Source organism: Arthrobacter sp. ov407, assembly GCF_900102895.1.
Lineage (GTDB): Bacteria > Actinomycetota > Actinomycetes > Actinomycetales > Micrococcaceae > Arthrobacter.
In genome coordinates this window covers 63,719-83,512 of the sequence record NZ_FNGD01000001.1, presented here as the reverse complement: position 1 = coordinate 83,512, position 19,794 = coordinate 63,719, and the positions used below count along the sequence as shown (strand labels likewise).

Here is a 19,794-nt window from a genome sequence, read left to right as displayed (position 1 = left end):
CGTGCTGGATCCCGCGACGATCGAGGCCATTGCAGATGAACTGCTGGAAGCCGGCCGGTCCCGGACACCGGTCCCCCGCCTGACTGCCCGCTACCCGGACATGACGGTGGAGGATTCCTACGCCGTCCAGCAGCTGTGGCGGCGCCGCAACGAGGACGCCGGCCGGACCCTCGTGGGCCGCAAGATCGGCCTCACGTCCAAGGCGATGCAGGCCGCCACCGGCATCACCGAGCCGGACTACGGCGCCATCTTCGATGACATGGTCCTGGAAACCGGCTGCTCCGTGGAGTGGGACCAGTACACCCACCCCCGGGTCGAAGTGGAGCTGGCGTTCGTGCTGAAGAAGGACCTGGCCGGCCCCGGCTGCACCATCTTCGACGTCCTGAACGCCACCGACTACGTGGTCCCGGCCCTCGAGATCCTGGATTCCCGGATCGAAATGGAGGGCCGGACCATTGTGGACACCATCGCTGACAACGCGGCGATGGGCGCCATGGTGGTGGGCGGAAACCCCGTCCGTCCCGACGCCGTGGACCTCCGCTGGGTCTCCGCCATCCTCTACAAGAACCAGACCGTGGAGGAAACGGGCGTGGCCGCCGGCGTCCTGGACCACCCGGCCAACGGCGTGCACTGGCTGGCGAACAAAATCGCCGTCCACGGGGACGGCATGAAAGCCGGCGACATCATCCTCGCCGGCTCGTTCACCCGGCCCCTTTGGGTGTACAAAGGTGACACCGTCCACGCCGACTACGGACCGCTGGGGAGCATTACATGCCGCTTCGAGTAGAACCCGATGCCACCTTCCGTGACGCCCTGCGCAACCAAACCGGCGCTGCCGGCCGTCCGCTGGCCGGGATGTGGGTGTGCTCGGGCAGTCCCCTGATTGCAGAGCTCTGCGCCGGGTCCGGCCTGGACTGGCTGCTGATCGACGCCGAACACAGCCCCAACGGGCTCGAATCCGTCCTCGCCCAGCTGCAGGCCGTGCACGGCTATCCGGTCCATTCAGTGGTCCGGCCGCCGGTGAACGACACCGTGCTGATCAAGCAATACCTGGACCTCGGCGTCCAGAACCTGCTGATCCCCATGGTGAACTCGGCAGCCGAGGCGGAGGCCGCCGTGGCCGCCAGCCGCTACCCGCCGCACGGCGTCCGCGGCGTCGGCTCTGCCCTGGCCCGGGCCGCGCGCTGGAACCGGATCCCGGACTACCTCGCCCGCGCATCCGAAACCGTCAGTGTCACCGTGCAGATCGAATCCGAAGCCGCGGTTGCCGCGGTGGAGAACATCCTGGCGGTGGACGGCGTGGACGCGATCTTCCTGGGGCCCTCCGACCTCGCCGCCTCCATGGGACTGTTGGGCCAGCAGGAACACCCCCGGGTGCGGGCCGCCGTCGAACACTGCCTTGCCGCCGCCACAGCGGCCGGCAAACCCGCCGGCGTGAACGCCTTCAACCCGCCAACGGCGCGCGCGTACCTGGCAGCCGGCGCTGCCTTCGTGCTGGTCGGGGCCGACGTGTCCATCCTGGCCCGCGGCTCCGAGGCTCTCGCCGCCGACTTTATCCCACAGGACCCGGGGGCTGAGCCCGGAGGCACCCCCGCCAGCTACTGAAGCGTTAGACGCGGCGGCGGCCGCCACCGGTTAAGGTGGCGGCCGCCGCCGCGTTTGTTCAGTCTGTACAGACTGTCGCGCTTCCTAGCTGTAGAGCTCGCTCTTGGGCGCGTTGTTCTTGACCTTCTGCCAGCCCAGCCACAGCACCAGGGCGAAGAACGGAACGGTGGCCAGTGTCCAGAGGCCCAGGTGGAAGACCTCGCCGGTCTTGCTGGTCATGGTGTCGAAGCCGATCAGCACGGTGATGGCCAGCAGCGCGACCAGTCCGGCCCAGCTGGTCCACGGCGAGCCCGGCATGGGCAGGCTGGAGACGCGGCCCTTCTGGTGGCGCAGCGCGATCTGGCTGGCGAAGATGGCGCCCCACGTGAAGATCACGCCGATCGAGGCGGTGTTCAGCGCGAGGTCGAAGGCGTGCGAGCCGCCCAGCCAGATGTTCAGCATGATGCCCACGAGGTAGAAAGCGGCGATCGCGAGGATGGCCGCGTACGGCACGTGGCGCTTGGACATCTTGGTGAGCCACTGCGGGGCATGCCCGTTGTTGGCCATCGTGCGGAAGACACGGCCGATCGAGTACAGGCCGGAGTTGCAGGAGGACAGCGCGGCGGTGATGACGATCATGTTCATGACGTCACCCACCCAGCCGAGGCCCATCTGGCCGAACACGGTGACGAACGGGGACACGCCGGCCTTGTACTGGTCCGAGGGCAGCAGCATGGCCAGCAGCAGCACGGAACCGACGTAGAAGACCACAATGCGCAGTACGACGGCGCGGATCGCCTTGGGCACTTCGCGCTTGGCGTTCTGCATCTCGCCGGCGGTGATGCCGACGAGTTCGATGCCGTTGTAGGCGAAGATCACGGCGTTGAGCACGAGGACCATGACGAGGGCGCCCTTGGGGAACATCCCGCCGTCGTCGGCAAAGAGGTTGGTCACGGAGGCGTGGCCATCGCCCACCTTGGCGTTGGTGACCACCATGAAGGTGCCAACGGCCAGGAAGATCAGGATGGCGCCGACCTTGAGGCAGGATGCCCAGAATTCAAACTCGCCGAATGCCTTGACGCTGAGCAGGTTGACGGCCACCAGCAGCGCGAGGGCGGCAATCGCGGAGGCTTCCACCGGCACGTTGGGGAAGAAGAACTGGAAGTACAGGCCAATCGCGATCAGTTCCGCGATCCCGGTCATGCCCCAGTTGATGAAGTACATCCAGCCGGAGAGGAAGGCGCCCTTCTTGCCGAACATTTCGCCGGCGTAGCTGACGAAGGAGCCCGAGGTCTGGCGGTACATGATGAGCTCGCCCAGTGCCCGCATCAGCAGGTAGGCGATCACGCCGGCAATGGCGTAGGAGAAGATCAGCGCCGGGCCCGTCGAGGCCAGGCGTCCGCCGGCCCCCATGAACAGGCCGACGCCGATTGCGCCGCCCATGGAGATCATCGTCACGTGGCGGCCGCTCAGGGTCTTCTTGTAGCCCTCGGCGCTGAGGGTCGAGTCGACGGCGGATTCCGCTGGCGCGCTCTTGAGTTCTGTGGGGGTAAGTGATGGCACAGCTGATTCCTTGTAGGTCGAGGTATGGCCGGGACAGGACTGCGGATTCAGGTACACAAAATTCGGGCCCAACCCTCTTGCAGGGGCTAAGACATGTACCGAACCTCACAAGTGTCGAAGCTCGCGCGGCTCATCTATCGTACTAGCACTCAGGACCCCGGCGTGACCCGGGCAACACCCGGAGCCGCCCCGAAAGCGCCACAACACCGGTCATTTCACGCAAAAGCGCAGGTCAGGCGCCTGTTTCCATTACCCTGAGCAAACCGGCGGGGACTTTCCGTCCGGTGCGCCTGCAACATCAGTGCAGGCCATGGCGGGAACGCCGTGAGTCAGGGGGGACTATGAAACAGAGAGCGCTACTGCCTGCAGTGCTGCTTCTCGCACTAGCGGGGTGTTCGAGCGGCGGTTCCGCCGAACCCAGCGAAAGCCGCACCGCAGCAACGCCAGCACCATCAACATCACAGACATCAGGATCTCCGGCGCCGGGTAACTCCGAGCCTGCCGATGTTTCCACTTCGCTGAACGCGCCCGACGCATTGCGGCAGCACGTCTGCACCGCAACAGCCGACGGGTCGTGGTCCTTCAAGGGCACCCTCGTCAACAACACGGACAAGAACAGAGTGTTCACCGTGGCCATCGCGGTCACGGCCGGCCCGGCGGTGGCCGGGCACACGATCATCACCAAAACCGTTGCGGCCGGCCAGTCGGCCGAGATCGCAGCACCGAACTTTGCCAAGACCAAGGACAGCGCCGGGACCTGCAAGCCGGTCGTCTCCGTAGAGGATGCCCCATGAAAAAACTACTTGTCATCTCGGCGGTGGTCCTGGGGCTCGCGGCCGGGCCGCTGGCGGTCGGACCGGCCTTCGCCGAGGCCACACCGCTGCCGCAGGAGACGTCCAGCCCCACGGCGACGCCGACCGACACTACAGCGCCAACTGAGTCAGCCTCGGCCCCCGCCGATCCGGCTGCGGAACTAGGCGCGACCCCTACAACAACGGCGTCGACTACCGGGGAGCCGACGGCGCCCGTTGTCGAACCCCCGCCACCGGTTGTCCAGCCACCGGCGACGGAGCAGCCGACCGTTCCGCCCGTCGTCGTCGTCGAGGGCCCGATTAAGGCCAAGTGGGCTGCCTTCAACGGTGCCGGTGGCGCCCTCGGAGCGCCGACCGCCAATCAGCTTTGCTCCCTCGGCGTCTGCGGCCAGGCGTTCGGAGGCGGATCCATTTTCTGGACCGCGGCAACGGGCGCACACCTGGTCCTGCGGACCGCGGGCCACACCGGCCCCCGCTGGCACGCCCAGGGCGGCCTGGCGCTCTACGGCTATCCCGTCACGGACGAAACCGCGGTCACGGGCGGAACAATCCAGAAATTCTCCAGCGGGCGATTCCTCACCTGGACCACAAAGGGCATCCAGCAGATCTGGTCGCGCGGTGGCATCGGCAGCCTGTGGCGGGCCAAGGGTGAAGTCGCCGGGCTCGGACTGCCTGTCTCGGCCGAGGTCTGCGGGCTCACGGCCCGGGGCTGCTCCCAGTTCTTCGCGAAGGGCGCCGTGTTCTGGTCCCCGAGGACCCCCGCACGGGTGGTCGAGGGAACCCTCTACAACCGGTGGAAAACGGCCGGTGCGCAAGCCGGCGTCATGGGCTATCCCACCGGCGAGAAAACCTGCGGCCAGGCCGCCGGCGGATGCCTGCAACGCTTCCAGGGCGGGACCGTCTACTGGTCCTCGGCAACCGGATCCTGGATCTCCCGGGGAGGAATCGGTGCCCGCTACCTCCGGGTCGGGGAAACCCGCAGCAGCCTTGGATATCCCCTGGCCAACGAGAAGTGCGTCCCGGGGCAGTGCATCCAGGCCTTCCAGCGCGGGTTCATCGGCTGGACGGTGAAACCGGGATACCGGATCTTTGGGATGTCGGAGTGCCAGAAACTCAACAACGGCAAATCCAAGTACCCCACCTACGGCGCGAACCGGGTCCTCCTCACCTGGACCCAGGCCTACGGACAGAACCATGCGACCAACCTGTACTGCATGAAGGTCGCCGGAACGTATGTGCCGGACTGGCGGACTGATGGCTACGTGGGCAAATCAGGGTTCAAGCCGCCGGGAGTACCGTCCGGTCCGACGCGGAACCTGTTCTCCCCCACCGGGTCGTTTTCCGTGACCGAGGCGTTCGGCCTGGGCAACCCGGGAACGAAGCTTTCCTACCGCACGCTGAACCCCCGTTCGCGGTGGGGCGGCAACCCCTGGACGCCCACGTACAACAAGTACCACGAGTCCTCCTCCTGGGTCGGCTGGGACGAGAACATGTGGTGGTTCGCCAGCCTGGGCTACTACCGCCAGGGTGTGGTCATCAACTACAACCGTCCCAACATCGTTCAGGACGCAGGCTTTGCCATCTTCCTGCACATGAACAAGATCCCGACTGCCGGTTGCATCTCGCTCGATGACTGGGCCGTGGTTGACTACATCCGCAAGTCCACCCCGGGCGACCGGATCATCATGGGGACCTACGGGGCCCTGTTCCGGTAGATCCAGAGCACTCCAGCTTCAAAGCTAACGCCCGGCGCCCTCGGCCCGGGCGTTAGCCATTTCCGGCGGATCTATCCACTACGCCAGAGCGCCGTCCCGCATGGCGTATCGGAGCCAGTTTCCGGCGCCGGCCCCGTGCCCGGTTTCGCTTTGCTTGGCGCAGGTGCTGAACCACTCCCCCAGCGCTCGGTCGTGGCTGACCATGACCAGTGTCCCCTCGAAATCAGACAGGGCCGCTTCGAGCTGTTCCACCAGCACGGGCGCAAGATGGTTGGTGGGTTCATCCACCAGCATCGTGCCGAACCCGCCGAGCAGGAGCCGGGCCACCGCCAGCCTGCGTTGTTGCCCTGCGGAAAGGCTGCCCACCGGTACATGGAATTCGCTGGTCCGGAACAGCCCCAGGCGCAGCAGCGCCTCGGCATGCTCATCGATGTTGCCGCCCAGGCCCGCGGCAAAAGCGGGCAGGAGACGCAGCCCCGGGCGCTGCGGGAGTTCCAGCTCCTGCTGCAGGTAGCCGATCCGGCCGTGCCTCACTACTTTGCCCTGGGCCGGGTCCAGCGTGCCGGCGAGGACGGAGAGTAGCGTGGACTTGCCGGCACCGTTGGGGCCCGTGATGAGGATTTTCTGGCCCGCTTGCACCCGGAAGTCCGTGGGTTCCAGGCGGCCGGGCACGGCGACCCCCTTCGCTTCAAGGGCCGGGCCCTCCGCCACGTCCGCCCGCAGATCCGTCGCCAGCTTCAGGGGCACCGGGGGACGGTCAATGGGGTTTGCCTCCAGCCTGCGCAGACGCTCCTGGGCATTGCGGACCTTGCTGGTGGCCGCCTTTTGCCATGTGCCGGCCTTGAAGTCGAACCCCATTTTGTCGCCGTCGCGCTGGCGGGCGTAGCCCATCTTCCCCGCGACCGTGTCCGCCTGGAGCCGTTCTGCGGCCATCGCGTCCAGCCACCCGTGGTACTGCTGTGCCCAGCGCTGGCGTTCGGCGGCCTTCTCCCGCAAGTAGCCTTCATAGCCGTTGCCGTACCGGTTGACCGTCCGGCGTTCGGCATCCACCTCAATCACGGTTGAGGCCACTTTGCGCAGCAGCACGCGGTCGTGGGAGACCACCACCACGGTGCCGCGGTGCGCTGCCAGCCGCGCCTCCAGCCAGGCCGTGCCGCTGGCGTCCAGGTGGTTGGTGGGTTCGTCCAGGAGCAGGATGTCCGCGGGATCGGCCAGAACGCAAGCCAGTGCCACGCGTTCCTGTTCTCCGCCGGAGAGCGAGCCCAGTCTCCGCATCCGGTCCAGCCCGCCCAGGCCAAGCCTGTCCAGCGCCGCCTCCACCCGGGATTCCGCGGCGTAGCCCTCTCTGAGCTGGTATTGCGTCTGCAGGTTTCCGTAGCGCTCCAGTTCGTCCGCTTCCGCGCCGGCCAGCCCCTCCTCCAGCCGGTCCAGCTCGGCCTCCAGCGCGCGGAGCGATTCCAGTGCGGCGTCGATCGCGTTGCTGACGGTGAACTGATCAGGCAGGCCGTGGGTCTGGGCAAGGTAGCCCACGCGGCCGTGGCTGACGGCCGTGCCCTCGTCCGGGGCCTCGAATCCGGCCAGGATCCGGAGCAGCGTGGATTTGCCCGCACCGTTTTCGCCGACGATCGCCACATGTTCACCGGCCGTTATGGCAATGTCGACGCCGGCAAAGAGCTGGCGGTCCCCATAGCCATGAGATACGCCAGAAAGGCGGAGATGTTCGCTCAAGGAGTCCTCGCAAGTAAGTGCCAGCCTGCCCGACGGCGGCTTGCGTCCCCAGTATGGCACCACAGGCCGCCGATGAGGCACTGAGGCGCCTGCCGGACGTTGTACCGGACCGCGTCCCCTTGCCTCGGCGCTAGGCTGGGGACATGGGCACAGCTCTCCGCACACCACCCGCGCCGCAGCCGGAACTTTACCGGTTCTCCCGGCTCGATTTCATCACTGTAGGACTCTATGTGGCCGTGGCCGCATCGTTCGCCGTGGCGGGCGCGCTGTTGGAGCCGCTGCTGCTGCAGATATCGCCCAATCCAGCGGTGGCGTCCTATGCGGTGAACCTGATCTTTTACGCCACCATAGGCCTCCTTGCCCTGACCGCCGCGCGGCGCGTTGCCGTCCGCGACCTCCGCGTCCTGGCCACAAGGCCCTGGTTCACGGCGCTCATGGTGCCGCTGGCCGTAGTGGCGATGCTCATCCTCACCGCGGTTCTCGTGGCCGTCAGCGGGCCGGTGCAGACCTCCGCCAATCAGGCCGGTCTCCAGGCGCTCATGCAGCAGGTCCCGGTCTGGCTCATGGTGCCGCTGCTGGTGATCGTGGGTCCGTTCGTTGAGGAATATATCTTCCGCCACCTGCTGATCGGCAAACTAAGCCGGAAGATCAACCTCTGGGTCTGCTGTGCGCTGTCCGTGGGCCTGTTCGCGGCCCTGCACATCGTGGGCCAGGAGCAAATGACCCTGCAGGTGCTGATGCCCTACCTCGCCATGGGCGCCGTCCTGGTATTCGTGTACGTCTGGACCGGGAAGAACGTGATGTTCTCCTACTTCGTCCATGCCTCCAAGAATCTTCTGGCGGTGGTCTTTATCTACGCGATTCCGCCGAATGTTCTCGAGCAGCTCCAGTAGCTCCCCTCGCGCGCTTGTCTGGGAAGAGCCCCTTGCGATTCTGAAGGGAGTCACGAAGCTCCGGTAGGCCGAATTCGCTGAGCAGAGCGAAATAGGCCAGAGCGTGCGCGTGATTGGACGCGAATCGATGCTCGGTATCGACGTCCAACATCATGGACTTCACCTTGTCATCGAATGGGTCAAACAAAACGGGAACAAGCCGATCTGCTTCCCAGAAATCTCTTGCGGACAAGACCAAGGTATTGAGTTCGTCAAAAGTAACGTCGACTTTGGCCAAGTAGGCAAAGCACGGCTGCCATCGCTCAGTGTCAAGGAATACGCCCGTCCGGCGCAGGGACGTTATTCGGGCCAACGACCCCACATCGTTGCCCACCGCCAGTTCCTCTCTTAGTCCGCGAAACGCAGCCACGTCCGGATTTACCACGTGCTTGGCATCCAAATCCGTGGGTAATACCCCTTCGGCAACGAAGTGAACCGAGTCGCGGGTTTCACTAACGTCGGCGTCAAAATCGCTGGCTACGAAGGTCCGCCCGCGCAACCCCAGAACCATATAGTTGTCCTGAGTCACAACGACCACGCCGCAACCCAGCTTTGCAGGTGCAGGAAGACCGTTGAGATCCTCGAGGCGCGTCGGCCATTTGCCCCAGCGATCCCTCAAGGTCGCTCCGTGGCCCTTGACGGAGATCTTCTCATCCTCCGTGAGTTCTCTGTCCAGTTGTGCGCTCGTTGCGGCCCATAGGAAATAGCTGGTTCTCCTGGGGACCAGTTGGTAGACGGTTTCACCGTCCGTACGTGAACGCGCAGTCTTCACCACACCCGCAGCCACGATATCGACGGCTTCGTCGTCGGTAAAAACTACTGAACTGGCCGCAGCCTTGGCAACGAGCTGTTGCAAACGTCCGTCCCTGAGCAATTGCCACTCCTCCGGAACCCGGGGCGGGTTGGTGTCCATCGGAGCAAACTCGAAGCGTACGTGCGTCGACGAGGGGTCGTTCCCGAAGGACGCCACGGGAATAATCCCCGGGATCGACATTTCTCCGAGTACAAGGGCCCTACCGTGCTCGGCTTTTCGTCGAATAGAAGCCATGATTCTGTCGCGGCGTCGGCGACGAATCCGAGCCGACAAGGCGTAGAACGTTATGACGAGGGCCGTTGCGGCGTTTACTGCCGCTCCCAGAATTGCCGACCCGAGTTCACCCATGAAGGCTGCAATCCCGCCGTCGCCGGGAGACTTAGGAAGCGTCAGAAGAATCCACGCGGTTACCAGGAGCAGCAGAACCAGCAATAGCCACAATCCTGCAGTCTTCAAAGACGTCCTAAACAAAGTGCCCCCAAAAAAGTTGTCACCTACTGCGGCAAATGACGAGTCTATGCTCGTTTTGGTCGAGGTTTGGATCGCACTGACAGACTCGGCAAGGCAAACGCCGATCCAGTGACGCGACTTCGGCGCGGGCGGCAGCGCCCTTATGGGTATCTGACGGGGCATGAGCGCCATCAACCCCTACCGCGGCCGGCGGCGGCGTCGTAGGTTCTTTCCATGACACTGAACATCCAGATCGCCGTCGACTGCAAGAACCCGCACGAGCTCGCCGACTGGTGGGCCGAAACCCTGGATTGGGCCGTGGAGCCGCAGGACGACGTGTTCATCCGCTCCATGATCGATCAGGGCTTCGCCAAAGAGGCGGACACCACGAAACACCACGGCAAGCTCGTGTGGCGCGAGGGCGCAGCCATCCGCCCGCCCGACGAACTCGACGCCACAGCCCCCGCCCGCCGCATTCTGTTCCAGATCGTCCCGGAAGAAAAAACCGTCAAGAACCGGGTCCATTGGGACGTGAGGCTCGCGGGTGCGGACAAGGATGCCGTGCGGGCCGCACTCGAAGCCCGCGGCGCCACGTTCCTCTGGACTGCCAGCCAGGGACCGCATTCCTGGCACACCATGGCGGACCCGGAAGGCAACGAGTTCTGCATCGGCTGACGCGATTACTAGACTCGGACTGTGAGCAACGAAATCCCCGCCAAGGTATCCGACGTCTTTGACCCCACCCGGTGGCGCACCGTGTCCGGTTTCGACGACTTCCAGGACATGACCTACCACCGGCAGGTGGAGCGTGGCGCCGACGGCTCCGTGGTCCGCGACCTGCCAACGGTCCGCATCGCGTTCGACCGCCCGGAGGTCCGCAACGCCTTCAGGCCCGGCACCGTGGACGAGCTCTACCGCGCCATGGACCACGCCCGCATGACCCCGGACGTGGCCACGGTCCTGCTCACCGGAAACGGCCCCTCTCCCAAGGACGGCGGCCACTCGTTCTGCTCCGGCGGGGACCAGCGGATCCGCGGCCGTGACGGTTACCGGTACGCTAACGGCGAGACGACGGAAACCATCGATCCCGCCCGCGCGGGCCGGCTCCACATCCTGGAAGTCCAGCGGCTCATGCGCACCATGCCCAAGGTGGTGATCGCCGTCGTCAACGGCTGGGCGGCCGGCGGCGGGCACTCACTCCACGTCGTCTCGGACCTCACCATCGCCTCCCGCGAGCACGGAAAATTCAAGCAGACCGACGCCACCGTGGGCAGTTTCGACGCCGGCTACGGCTCGGCCCTCCTGGCCCGCCAGATCGGCCAGAAGGCCGCCCGGGAAATCTTCTTCCTGGCCCGCGAATATTCCGCCGAGGACATGGTCAGGATGGGGGCCGTGAACGAGGCCGTGGACCACGAGCGCCTTGAGGAGGTCGCCCTGGAGTACGCCGCGGACATTGCCCGGCAGTCCCCGCAGGCCCTCCGCATGCTCAAGTTCGCGTTCAACCTGGCGGACGACGGCCTGGCCGGCCAGCAGGTCTTCGCCGGCGAGGCGACCCGCCTCGCGTACATGACCGACGAGGCCGTGGAGGGCAAGGAGGCCTTCCTCGAGAAGCGCGATCCCGACTGGTCCGCGTTCCCGTACTACTTCTAAGGCGCACTGTGATTTCCGGAGCCATGAACATCGAGCCCGCGCTCAAGGCGCTGGCTGCTGCCCTGCACGGCGAGGGCCCCGCCGTCGAACTCTCTGTGGGGCCGGACGGCTCACCGGTGCTGGGATTCCCTGACACGACCGGCATCGAGGACGCGGCCGTCGTGGTGCGGACCTCCGGGTCCACCGGCGCGCCCAAGGCGACCGTCCTCACCGTCGAGGCCCTGGCGGCCTCGTCCATGGCGACCGCCTTTGCGCTCAAGGGCGAGGGACAGTGGCTGCTGGCGCTCCCTGTCCAGTACGTGGCCGGCGTACAGGTGCTGGTCCGCTCGCTCTTTGCGGGGACCCGCCCGTGGGTCATGGACTTGTCCGGCGGCTTCACGCCGGAGGCCTTCACCGCCGCGGCGCTGGAGCTCACGGACAAGATCCGGTTCACCTCGCTCGTGCCCACCCAGCTTCAAAGGCTGCTGGACGCGCCCTCAGCCGAGACGCTGGCGGTGCTGCGGCGCTTCAACGCCATCCTGCTCGGCGGCGGTCCCGCGCCTGCGGAGCTTCTCGCCGCTGCCCGGGACGCCGGAGTGCGCGTGGTGACCACCTACGGCTCGTCCGAGACCTGCGGCGGCTGCGTGTATGACGGCTTCCCGCTCGAAGACGTCCTGGTCCGCGTGGAGGACGACGGCCGCATCCTGCTGGGCGGGGCAACCATCGCCGCCGGGTATCTTCAGGCCCCCGAGCTCTCGGCTGCGGCGTTCATCGAAGAGGACGGCGTCCGTTGGTACCGGACCAGCGACCTCGGTGAACTAGACGCTGACGGCCGGCTCACCGTGCTCGGCCGGGCCGACGACGTCGTCATCACCGGCGGCGTCAAGGTTTCCGCCGCCCATGTCCAGGCTGAGCTGGAAAGGCTCGACGGCGTGCGGGCGGCCTTTGTCGCCGGCGTGCCCTCCGCCGAGTGGGGGCACGCCCTGGCTGCATACGTCGCCGTGGGCGACAGCTCCCCGGAAGGCATGGCGGCGTTCACCGCCCGCCGAAACGAAACCTGGGGGCCGGCGCTGGGCGCCCTGGCCCCGAAAACGGTGCTGCCCGCCGCGGAGCTGCTCATGCTGCCAAACGGCAAACCGGACCGCCTGGGGATGACGGTCCTGCTGGAGGCACTCCATCAGGGAAAATAGACAAGCCGCCTCCGGCCGGCGCTTCAACCAACCAACGAGTATTCAACGAACCAACGAGGTACTGACCGTGGCCACAGCCGCACAATGGATCCAAGGCGCCCGACTGCGCACGCTGCCGGCTGCGATCGCACCCGTGCTGATCGGCAGCGCGGCCGCCTACGAGATGGATTCGTTCATCCTGCTGAACGCCGTGCTGGCCGCTCTGGTCGCCCTGCTCCTGCAGATCGGCGTCAACTACGCCAACGACTATTCGGACGGCATCCGAGGCACGGATGAGGACCGGGTGGGCCCCCTCCGGCTGGTCGGCTCGGGCGCGGCCAGACCTGAGCACGTCAAGCGGGCCGCGTTCGCGGCGTTCGGGCTGGCGATGCTGTTCGGCCTGGTCCTCGTGATCATCACGCAGGCCTGGTGGCTCATCCTGGTCGGCGTCGGCTGCGTGCTGGCCGCCTGGGGCTACACAGGCGGCAAGAACCCGTACGGCTACCTCGGCCTGGGCGACGTCTTCGTGTTTGTATTCTTCGGACTCGTCGCAACGCTTGGCACCACGTACACGCAGGCGGGGCAGCTCAGCCTCGCCGCCATCATCGGAGCGATCGGCACCGGGTTGATCGCGTGCGCGCTGCTGATGGCCAACAACGTCCGCGACATCCCCACCGACAGAAAGGCGGGAAAGAAAACCCTGGCCGTGCGGCTCGGGGACAAGCATGCGCGCGAAAGCTACGTGCTGATGCTCGCCGTCGCGATCCTGTTGGTCATCGTCCTGGCCCCCGCGCGGCCGTGGATGCTGGTCGTGCTGCTGCTGATCCCGGCCAGCCTCATGCCGTCCTGGCTGATGATCGCCGGGCGGCGCCGCAAGAGCCTCATCCCCGTCCTGAAACAGACCGGGCTGATCAACCTCGGCTTCGCCGGGCTGTTTTCACTCGGACTTGTCCTCAGCCACGGGTTCTAAGCCAGGGGCTGCTGAGCCGAGGCTGCAGAGCCGCGGGTTCTCAGCCGCGGGTTCTAAGCCGCGGCTGCTCAAGGACTGCTTGAAACCACGCCCGGGGCTCAGGCCCCGGGCTGCTGCGTATCCTTGGGGCGGTTGTCCGTGCGGACCGCAATGTCAGGGTTCGTGTCCACGAGGCGGTCTTCGGCCTCGGCGTCAGCCACCTCGCCGGCGCTGCGCATCGGCTTGGCCTTGCCCGAGAACCGGTGGTGGAGCGTCGCGGTGGCCGCGTCGCGCTGCCGCTGGAAGAACAGGAAGCTGATGGCGAAGGACATCATCCCGGCGCACAGGGCGGCCAGGAGCACGCCCAGCTGCAAGTAGAGGAAGAGTGCAAACAAGGGCGCAAACAGCGCCAGCCGAATCAGGGTGTATTTGAGGAAAGCCACCCCTCAAGTTTAGCCGCCAGGACGGCGGCGCCGCTTCGGCCGTCCTGCTCCCCGGATGCGGTGCCGGCGGCCTGCACGCGGGCACAGTGACCGGCGAGTGACCGGCACAGTGACCGGCGCCGTCGAGGCGCCCGACGGCTAGACTGAAGGTATGCTCCGTGTAGTGGTTCCGATCGTCATACTGGCCGTGTTTGTCTATGGACTGGTGGACCTCATCCGCACTGACGCGCGGCTGACCAGGGGCATCTCGAAGACCGCCTGGATCTTCGTGCAGATCCTCCTCCCCGTGGTCGGCGCCACTCTGTGGTTCCTCATCGGCCGCCCCCGCGCCACGGACGCCGCACCGGTCGCCTACAGCCACCCGGTAGCGCCCGACGACGACCCCGAGTTCCTCCGCAACCTTGAAATCCGCCACCGCAACCAGGCCGAGGCCGACAGGCTCAAGAAACTCAAGGAAGAATTCGACGCCAAGGAACGCAAGCTCGACGCCGGCAGCGCGGACGCCGGCGGCACCGAAGGCGCCGGCGATGCCCACGAACCCGGCGACGCCGGAACGCCCGGCACCGACGAAGCTAAGTAGCACCATTCCGGCCCTCCTCTGGCCGGCATTCCTGTTATTGGCAGGCCCCAGACCCCGGGCACCCAAACTGCATCTCCCCGGCCCCCAACTGCGGCCATTCACCACAGATGGCCGGAACCCCAGCCTCTAAGCGGCCACCTCCGGCAAATGGCCGCCACTCATCCGCGCCCGCGCCCGCTGCTCCCTCGGTCCACTCCTCCCCCACACCCTGCCCGCTCTGTGGATAACCTCTTGGCCCCTCGGCGCGGGAGCAGAATGCTCGTATGCGCAAGCCCCGTGAGCTTCCCCCGCACCTTCGAAACCAGCCTTTCACCATGGCCGAGGCCCGCACTGCCGGGCTGGGCCGACGCCGGACCCGGGCCCGGGATCTCGTCAGCCCCTGTTACGGAGTGCGCGCCATGGCCGCCACCCCGGATAGTTTGCTGGAACGAGCGCATGCCCTGACTGCGGTGACGGGTGCAATTGTGAGCCATCTGTCTGCGGCAGTGCTGTGGGGCTTCCCCCTGCCGCAGGCCTTGGAGAACCTGGCTGTCGTCCATCTGACGAGTCGGCCGGGCCAGCGGGCTGTGCGTCATAAGAATGTGGTCGGCCATCAGCAAGCACTTGAACCGGAGGAGATCGTGCCCGGGGTCAGAGTGAGCTGCACCTCCCCGTTGCGGACGTGGTTCGATCTCGCTGGCATACTGAGCCTCGATGAATTGGTGATTGCCGGGGACTTCCTGTTACGGCGGAGAAACCCATTGACAACCATCGACGCTCTGGACGCCTACCTCGCCGGGAAGCAAGGCAGGGCGGGCTACCGTCGCGCCGTGGGTGCCCGTTCCCTGATGCGCGCCGACACGGACTCCCCCAAAGAGACCGAACTCCGGCTGCTTCTGATTCGACATGGCCTGCCCGAACCCGGAGTCAACGTCCCCATGTTCGACGAGACCGGCGGCTGGATCCAGGACCCCGACCTCTCCTACGAGCAAGAAAAGATCGCGATCCAATACGACGGCGGGCATCATGCCAGCCCGGCCCAGCGTCGCAGCGACATCTTCCGGGATGAGAACGCCAGGGATGCCGGATGGCGCGTCGTCGTATTGACCCAATGGCACTTGACCCCGTTTGCCCCTGGGATGGAGCCGGCTGCGGTTACCCGCGTGCGTGCGGCCTTGACGGAGCGCGGCTGGACTCCCGACTCGGTTCCGAGGCCGGGGCGACGCCAACGTGCCCGCCCCGCCCAGCTCCCACCTGACACGAATGGCCGCTAAGCACAGTGGCATAGCGGCCATCTGTGGCGAATCGATGGAGTACGGGCCCGCGCAGCCCCGGAACGCAACCCCGACCGGATGACCCCACCCACGCATTGCGCAAAGAGCCCCGGACAGACACGACCCGGGCCCGAAACCGGGGCGACGCCAACGTGCCCGCCCCGCGCCACACTCGCCGGACGCGAATGGCCGCTAAGCACGATGGCATAGCGGCCATCTGTGGCGAATCGATGGAGTGCCGGCCCGCGCAGCCCCGGAAAGAAACTCGCCGCAGGTCAGCGGCCCACGCCAACGCCACGCCATGCTCGCCCAGCCACGCCCAGCCATGCCACGCCACGCATGCCCGCCCAGCCACGCCGAACCGCCCCCGCGCCCGCGCCGCCGCGCGAGCGCCGCCCACGCCACGCCCCGCAACGCCACGCCCCACGCCACACGCCCCACTCATCTGACACGAATGGCCGCCAAGCGGGGTAGCTTAGCGGCCATTCGTGGCAAATCGTGGCCTGGGGTGCCTTACAGTCCCGAGTAGGAGTGCAGGCCGTTGAAGAATTGGTTCACGATCGTGAAGTTGAAGACCACGCACAGGTAGCCGACGATCGACAGCCAGGCGGCACGGGTTCCGGTCCAGCCTCGGGTGGCGCGGGCGTGCAGGTATCCTGCGTAGACCACCCAGATCACGAACGTCCAGACTTCCTTCGTGTCCCAACCCCAGAACCGGCCCCAGGCCTTCTCTGCCCAGATGGCGCCGAACATGAGCGTAAACGTCCAGCCGACGAACGCGATCGCATTGATGCGGTAGGACAGGTTCTCCAGGCTCAAGGCGTTCGGGACCAGGCGCATGAACCCGAGCTTGTCGGCACCGCCGGCGGCGATGGTCTTCTGCCGGTGCGACTGCACGAGCTGCAGCGCGGACATGGCGAACGTCAGGGTGAACAGGGCCGAGGACATCACCGCGATGGAAACGTGGATGATCAGCCAGTAGCTCTGCAGCGCCGGCACGAGGTGGCCCACGGGCGTCCAGAAGGCGATGGAGGCCGCAACCAGCATGATGATGGCCAGGCCGATCACAAACGTGCCCAGGAAGCGCAGGTCGCGGCGGATCAGCACCAGCAGGAAGACGGCCACGGCCACGAACGCACCGGTGGTGAGGAATTCGTACATGTTGCCCCACGGCACCCGGCCGGCACCCAGCGCGCGGGTGATCACGCCGGCCGCGTGAATCGCAGCGCCGAGGACGGTCAGCGCGACGGCCACCCGGGCGGGGGCGCGCCGCTCGCCGGCGTAGCGCATGCTGCCGTCGGCGGTCTGGCCCGCACCTGCCGCGGTGCCGCGACCGGAGACGGCCGACGTCGGACGCTCGGCACGGCCTACAGGGCCGCTGACGTCCGCATCGGAGCGGTCAACGTCGTCTCCGGCGGTCCCGGCACCGACGCCGACGGGCACGCGCGCGGCCTCGGTTGTCGTCGCCTGCGCGGCGAGTTCCGCGGCCTTGAGGTCCACTGCGCGCAGCATCTTGCTGCTCTTGGCCAGGTCCCAGGCGAAGGCGATGAACGCCACCGTGTACGTGCCGGCGGCCAGCAGCATGAAGAGCTCGCTGTACTGGCCCATGGTTTCGTTGATGGAGAACAACATTACTGATCCTTCTTCGACTCGGAAGAGCCGGCTGTTGACTGGATGAAGTCTTCTGCGGGTTGTTCAGGGGTGGCGTGTGCGCCGCCAGCACCGTTCGCGGCGGTATCCGCCCAGTCATTATCCGCCGTTGTGCTGGGAGCGGGCTGGGAACCGGTCGTGGCGTCCTCGCCCAATAGCCATTCGTCGGAGAGGAGCTTGCGGATAGCCGCAGCCTCCCCGGCCAGGCGGTGGTCCTCACCGCGGGCCAGGAGACCGTACTCAACCATGGTGCGGCCGTCCGCGTGGGTGCCGGTGCGGACCCAGACGCGGCGGCGGTTCACGTAGAGCGAGGTCACCAGCCCGCCCACGGCCAGGAGCGCGAAGATCAGGGCGTAGAGCTGGCCGGGGTTGTGGTGGATGTCCACGCCGATGTAGCGCTTGACGCCGTCGAAGCTGATGGAACCCTTGCCGTTCGGCAGCGTGTAGCTGCTCCCGGGCGCCAGGACGATGCCCTTGGTGGCCAGGTTGCGGGCGTTGAGCGGTGTCAGCTTCTTGACGTCGAGCTCAAAGACGTTCTGCGGGGAGCCCGCGTTGAGGCCGAGGTCGCCGAAGTAGGAGTTCAGGGTCAGCTGCGGGTTGATGAGCTCCGGATCACCGCTGAAGGACACGCCCTTGTCGGTGACGAATGCCGTCGGCAGGAAGAACCCGGCGAAGGCGAGCTGTTCCGGCTTGGCGTCCGGGACCTTGATGACCACGGAGGAATAGTAGTTCTCGCCCTGGAGCTTGGCGACCACGGGACCCTGCATGGCGATGTTTCCGGCGCCGTCGCGGATGGTGACCACAGGAGCGTAGCCGTTGCCGGTCAGGTACACGCTGGTGCCGCCGAGGCTCAGGGGGTCGTTGACCTTGAGCACTTCCTTCTTGGCGGGTGCGTCCGGGTTTTCCTTCGTGGTCACAGCGGCCGTGAAGTCGATGGGCTGTCCGAACTTTGCCTTTGACTCACGGTCGAATTTGATGTCGAACTTGTCCAGCTGGACCGAGTACGGCTGGAGCTGGCTGCTCTGGAAATTGGTGCCGGGCGTGAACTGGTCGTAGCCGACGAGGGTGTTGACGAACGTATCGCCCTCCACCAAGATCCGCTGCCCGCTGTAGCCGAAGAGGCCGCCGGCCGCCACCGAGACCAGCACTCCGATCAGCGCGGTGTGGAAGACGAGGTTACCGACTTCCCTCAGGAAGCCTCGTTCGGCCCCCAACGAGGGACGGGCGCCGTCGCGGTCCCGGACGTCGACGCGGTATCCGCGCTTCTTCAGCAGCTCTGCGGCGCCGGAGATGGCGTCCGACGCCGGGATCCCGGCGTCGGACGGAATCACCAGGGTGCCGTATTCGGGGAACCTGGACAGTCGGGCGGGGGTGCGCGGGGGCTGGGAGCGCATCGCCTTGTAGTGCGCGATGGCGCGCGGGATCACGCAGCCGATCAGCGAGACGAACAGCAGGATGTAAATCGCGGAAAACCATGCCGAGGAGTAGACGTCGTAGAGCTGCAGCGAGTCCAGGATCCCGCCGTAGTCCGGGTGGTCCTTGATGTACTGCGTGACAATCGCCGGGTTGGCCGGGCGCTGCGGGAACAGCGAGCCGGGCACGGCGGCGACGGCAAGCAGCAGGAGCAGAAACAGGGCCGTGCGCATGCTGGTCAGCTGCGTCCACGCCCACCGGAGCATGCCCAACGGACCCAGTGAGGGCAGGACGGCCTCGGGTTTGGCGGACTTCTTCTTCGTTTCGTTCACGCGCTCGCTCATCAGATTGGCAATTTCACATCGGTTTGGAACCAGTACTGCAACCCGGAGACCCAGGTGCCCCACACACCGCTGGCCATCAGGATGCCGAGCAGGATCAGGATCCCGCCGCCGGTGCGCTGGATGGCGAGCCGGTGCGTGCGGAAGAAGGACATCACGCCGATGCCGCGGCGCACGGCCAGGGCGATCAGCAGGAACGGGATCCCGAGCCCAAGGCTGTAGACGAAGGCCAGGAACGCCCCCTTGGCCGCCGACGATCCGCCGGAGAGGCTGAGCAGCTGGACGGCGGAGTACGTGGGGCCGATGCACGGCGCCCAGCCGAGCCCGAAGGTGATGCCCAGTAAGGGCGCTCCCCACAGCCCGGCCGGTGGTTTGGCGTGGATCTTGGCATCGCGCTGGAGCCAGCCGAAGCCGCCCATGAACACGACGCCCATGACGATCACCAGGACGCCCAGCAGCTGGGTGATCCACCTGTTTTGCGAGCCGGTGATGAGGCTGCCCAGCTGCCCGAAGGCCCCGCCGAGGAGCACGAAGATCACGGAGAAGCCGAGGACGAACAGCCCGATGCCGGCCAGCATGCGCCCGCGCCTTTGCTTTTGCAGGTCGACGCCGGTCAGTCCCGTCACGTAGCCCAGGTACCCGGGCACCAGCGGAAGGACGCAGGGCGAGAGGAACGAGACGAGTCCGGCAAGGAGCGCGACGGGAATGGCAAGCAGGAGCGATCCGTTCAGGATGGCTTCGGCGAAGGGGCTGTTCACAGTGGGGACCG

General features: G+C 66.4%; 18 protein-coding genes. 11 read left to right on the top strand and 7 right to left on the bottom strand.

The window, feature by feature from the left end:
• Nucleotide 1: 1 nt before the first annotated feature.
• A complete protein-coding gene (gene hpaH, locus BLS42_RS00390; protein ID WP_090574749.1) occupies nt 2-787 on the top strand; it encodes a 2-oxo-hept-4-ene-1,7-dioate hydratase in 786 nt (261 codons plus the stop codon).
• Nucleotides 772-1,605: an aldolase/citrate lyase family protein gene (locus BLS42_RS00385; protein WP_176803083.1), complete on the top strand. Its 834-nt coding sequence runs from the start codon at nt 772-774 to the stop codon at nt 1,603-1,605. The genes hpaH and BLS42_RS00385 overlap by 16 nt, the downstream gene beginning before the upstream one ends.
• 84 nt (nt 1,606-1,689) lie before the next feature.
• Here BLS42_RS00385 and BLS42_RS00380 read toward each other — a convergent pair whose 3' ends face one another.
• Entirely contained in the window at nt 1,690-3,147 is a 1,458-nt protein-coding gene (locus tag BLS42_RS00380) for an amino acid permease (protein ID WP_090574746.1), read from the bottom strand.
• A 536-nt stretch (nt 3,148-3,683) separates the two neighbouring features.
• Between BLS42_RS00380 and BLS42_RS00375 the strand changes: the two genes are divergently transcribed.
• Both BLS42_RS00375 and BLS42_RS00370 read left to right on the top strand, forming a co-directional pair.
• The gene (locus BLS42_RS00375) at nt 3,684-3,941 is read left to right on the top strand and encodes a hypothetical protein (protein ID WP_090574743.1); all 258 of its coding nucleotides are present in this window, start codon (nt 3,684-3,686) and stop codon (nt 3,939-3,941) included.
• The gene (locus BLS42_RS00370; RefSeq protein WP_090574738.1) at nt 3,938-5,674 is read left to right on the top strand and encodes a hypothetical protein; all 1,737 of its coding nucleotides are present in this window, start codon (nt 3,938-3,940) and stop codon (nt 5,672-5,674) included. The genes BLS42_RS00375 and BLS42_RS00370 overlap by 4 nt, the downstream gene beginning before the upstream one ends.
• 78 nt (nt 5,675-5,752) lie before the next feature.
• Here BLS42_RS00370 and BLS42_RS00365 read toward each other — a convergent pair whose 3' ends face one another.
• The gene (locus BLS42_RS00365; protein WP_090574736.1) at nt 5,753-7,402 is read right to left on the bottom strand and encodes an ABC-F family ATP-binding cassette domain-containing protein; all 1,650 of its coding nucleotides are present in this window, start codon (nt 7,400-7,402) and stop codon (nt 5,753-5,755) included.
• Nucleotides 7,403-7,545: 143 nt separating this feature from the next.
• On the opposite strand from BLS42_RS00365, the gene BLS42_RS00360 reads away from it, so the two are divergent.
• Nucleotides 7,546-8,295: a CPBP family intramembrane glutamic endopeptidase gene (locus tag BLS42_RS00360; RefSeq protein WP_090574733.1), complete on the top strand. Its 750-nt coding sequence runs from the start codon at nt 7,546-7,548 to the stop codon at nt 8,293-8,295.
• Here the strand turns inward: BLS42_RS00360 and BLS42_RS00355 are convergent.
• A complete protein-coding gene (locus BLS42_RS00355; RefSeq protein WP_143019124.1) occupies nt 8,252-9,604 on the bottom strand; it encodes a hypothetical protein in 1,353 nt (450 codons plus the stop codon). The genes BLS42_RS00360 and BLS42_RS00355 overlap by 44 nt on opposite strands.
• A gap of 228 nt (nt 9,605-9,832) precedes the next feature.
• Here BLS42_RS00355 and BLS42_RS00350 point away from each other — a divergent pair, with 228 nt between their 5' ends.
• The 4 genes from BLS42_RS00350 (at nt 9,833) to BLS42_RS00335 (ending at nt 13,366) form a co-directional block, all read left to right on the top strand.
• Nucleotides 9,833-10,273, top strand: coding sequence for a VOC family protein (locus tag BLS42_RS00350; protein ID WP_090574725.1), 441 nt, complete (start codon nt 9,833-9,835; stop codon nt 10,271-10,273).
• 21 nt (nt 10,274-10,294) lie between these two features.
• Nucleotides 10,295-11,248, top strand: coding sequence for a 1,4-dihydroxy-2-naphthoyl-CoA synthase (locus tag BLS42_RS00345; protein WP_090574722.1), 954 nt, complete (start codon nt 10,295-10,297; stop codon nt 11,246-11,248).
• Between the two features lie 23 nt (nt 11,249-11,271).
• Nucleotides 11,272-12,417 (top strand): AMP-binding protein, encoded by a 1,146-nt coding sequence (locus BLS42_RS00340; protein WP_090574720.1) that lies wholly within the window; start codon nt 11,272-11,274, stop codon nt 12,415-12,417.
• 67 nt (nt 12,418-12,484) lie between these two features.
• A complete protein-coding gene (locus tag BLS42_RS00335) occupies nt 12,485-13,366 on the top strand; it encodes a 1,4-dihydroxy-2-naphthoate polyprenyltransferase (protein WP_090574717.1) in 882 nt (293 codons plus the stop codon).
• A gap of 98 nt (nt 13,367-13,464) precedes the next feature.
• Here the strand turns inward: BLS42_RS00335 and BLS42_RS00330 are convergent, their stop codons facing one another.
• Nucleotides 13,465-13,788 carry a DUF4229 domain-containing protein gene (locus tag BLS42_RS00330; RefSeq protein WP_090574714.1) on the bottom strand — a complete coding sequence of 108 codons (324 nt, stop codon included), beginning with the start codon at nt 13,786-13,788 and terminating at the stop codon, nt 13,465-13,467.
• 151 nt (nt 13,789-13,939) lie between these two features.
• Here BLS42_RS00330 and BLS42_RS00325 point away from each other — a divergent pair, with 151 nt between their 5' ends.
• A complete protein-coding gene (locus tag BLS42_RS00325; protein WP_090574710.1) occupies nt 13,940-14,368 on the top strand; it encodes a PLD nuclease N-terminal domain-containing protein in 429 nt (142 codons plus the stop codon).
• 263 nt (nt 14,369-14,631) lie between these two features.
• Entirely contained in the window at nt 14,632-15,621 is a 990-nt protein-coding gene (locus tag BLS42_RS00320; protein WP_176803081.1) for a hypothetical protein, read from the top strand.
• A gap of 513 nt (nt 15,622-16,134) precedes the next feature.
• Here BLS42_RS00320 and ccsB read toward each other — a convergent pair.
• The 3 genes from ccsB to BLS42_RS00305 are packed head-to-tail and all read right to left on the bottom strand — an operon-like array spanning nt 16,135 to nt 19,783.
• The gene (ccsB, locus tag BLS42_RS00315; RefSeq protein WP_176803079.1) at nt 16,135-17,253 is read right to left on the bottom strand and encodes a c-type cytochrome biogenesis protein CcsB; all 1,119 of its coding nucleotides are present in this window, start codon (nt 17,251-17,253) and stop codon (nt 16,135-16,137) included.
• A complete protein-coding gene (locus tag BLS42_RS00310) occupies nt 17,253-19,028 on the bottom strand; it encodes a cytochrome c biogenesis protein ResB (RefSeq protein ID WP_090574708.1) in 1,776 nt (591 codons plus the stop codon). The genes ccsB and BLS42_RS00310 overlap by 1 nt, the downstream gene beginning before the upstream one ends.
• A complete protein-coding gene (locus tag BLS42_RS00305; protein WP_090574705.1) occupies nt 19,028-19,783 on the bottom strand; it encodes a cytochrome c biogenesis CcdA family protein in 756 nt (251 codons plus the stop codon). Before BLS42_RS00305 ends, BLS42_RS00310 begins: the two co-directional genes overlap by 1 nt.
• Nucleotides 19,784-19,794: the final 11 nt, after the last annotated feature.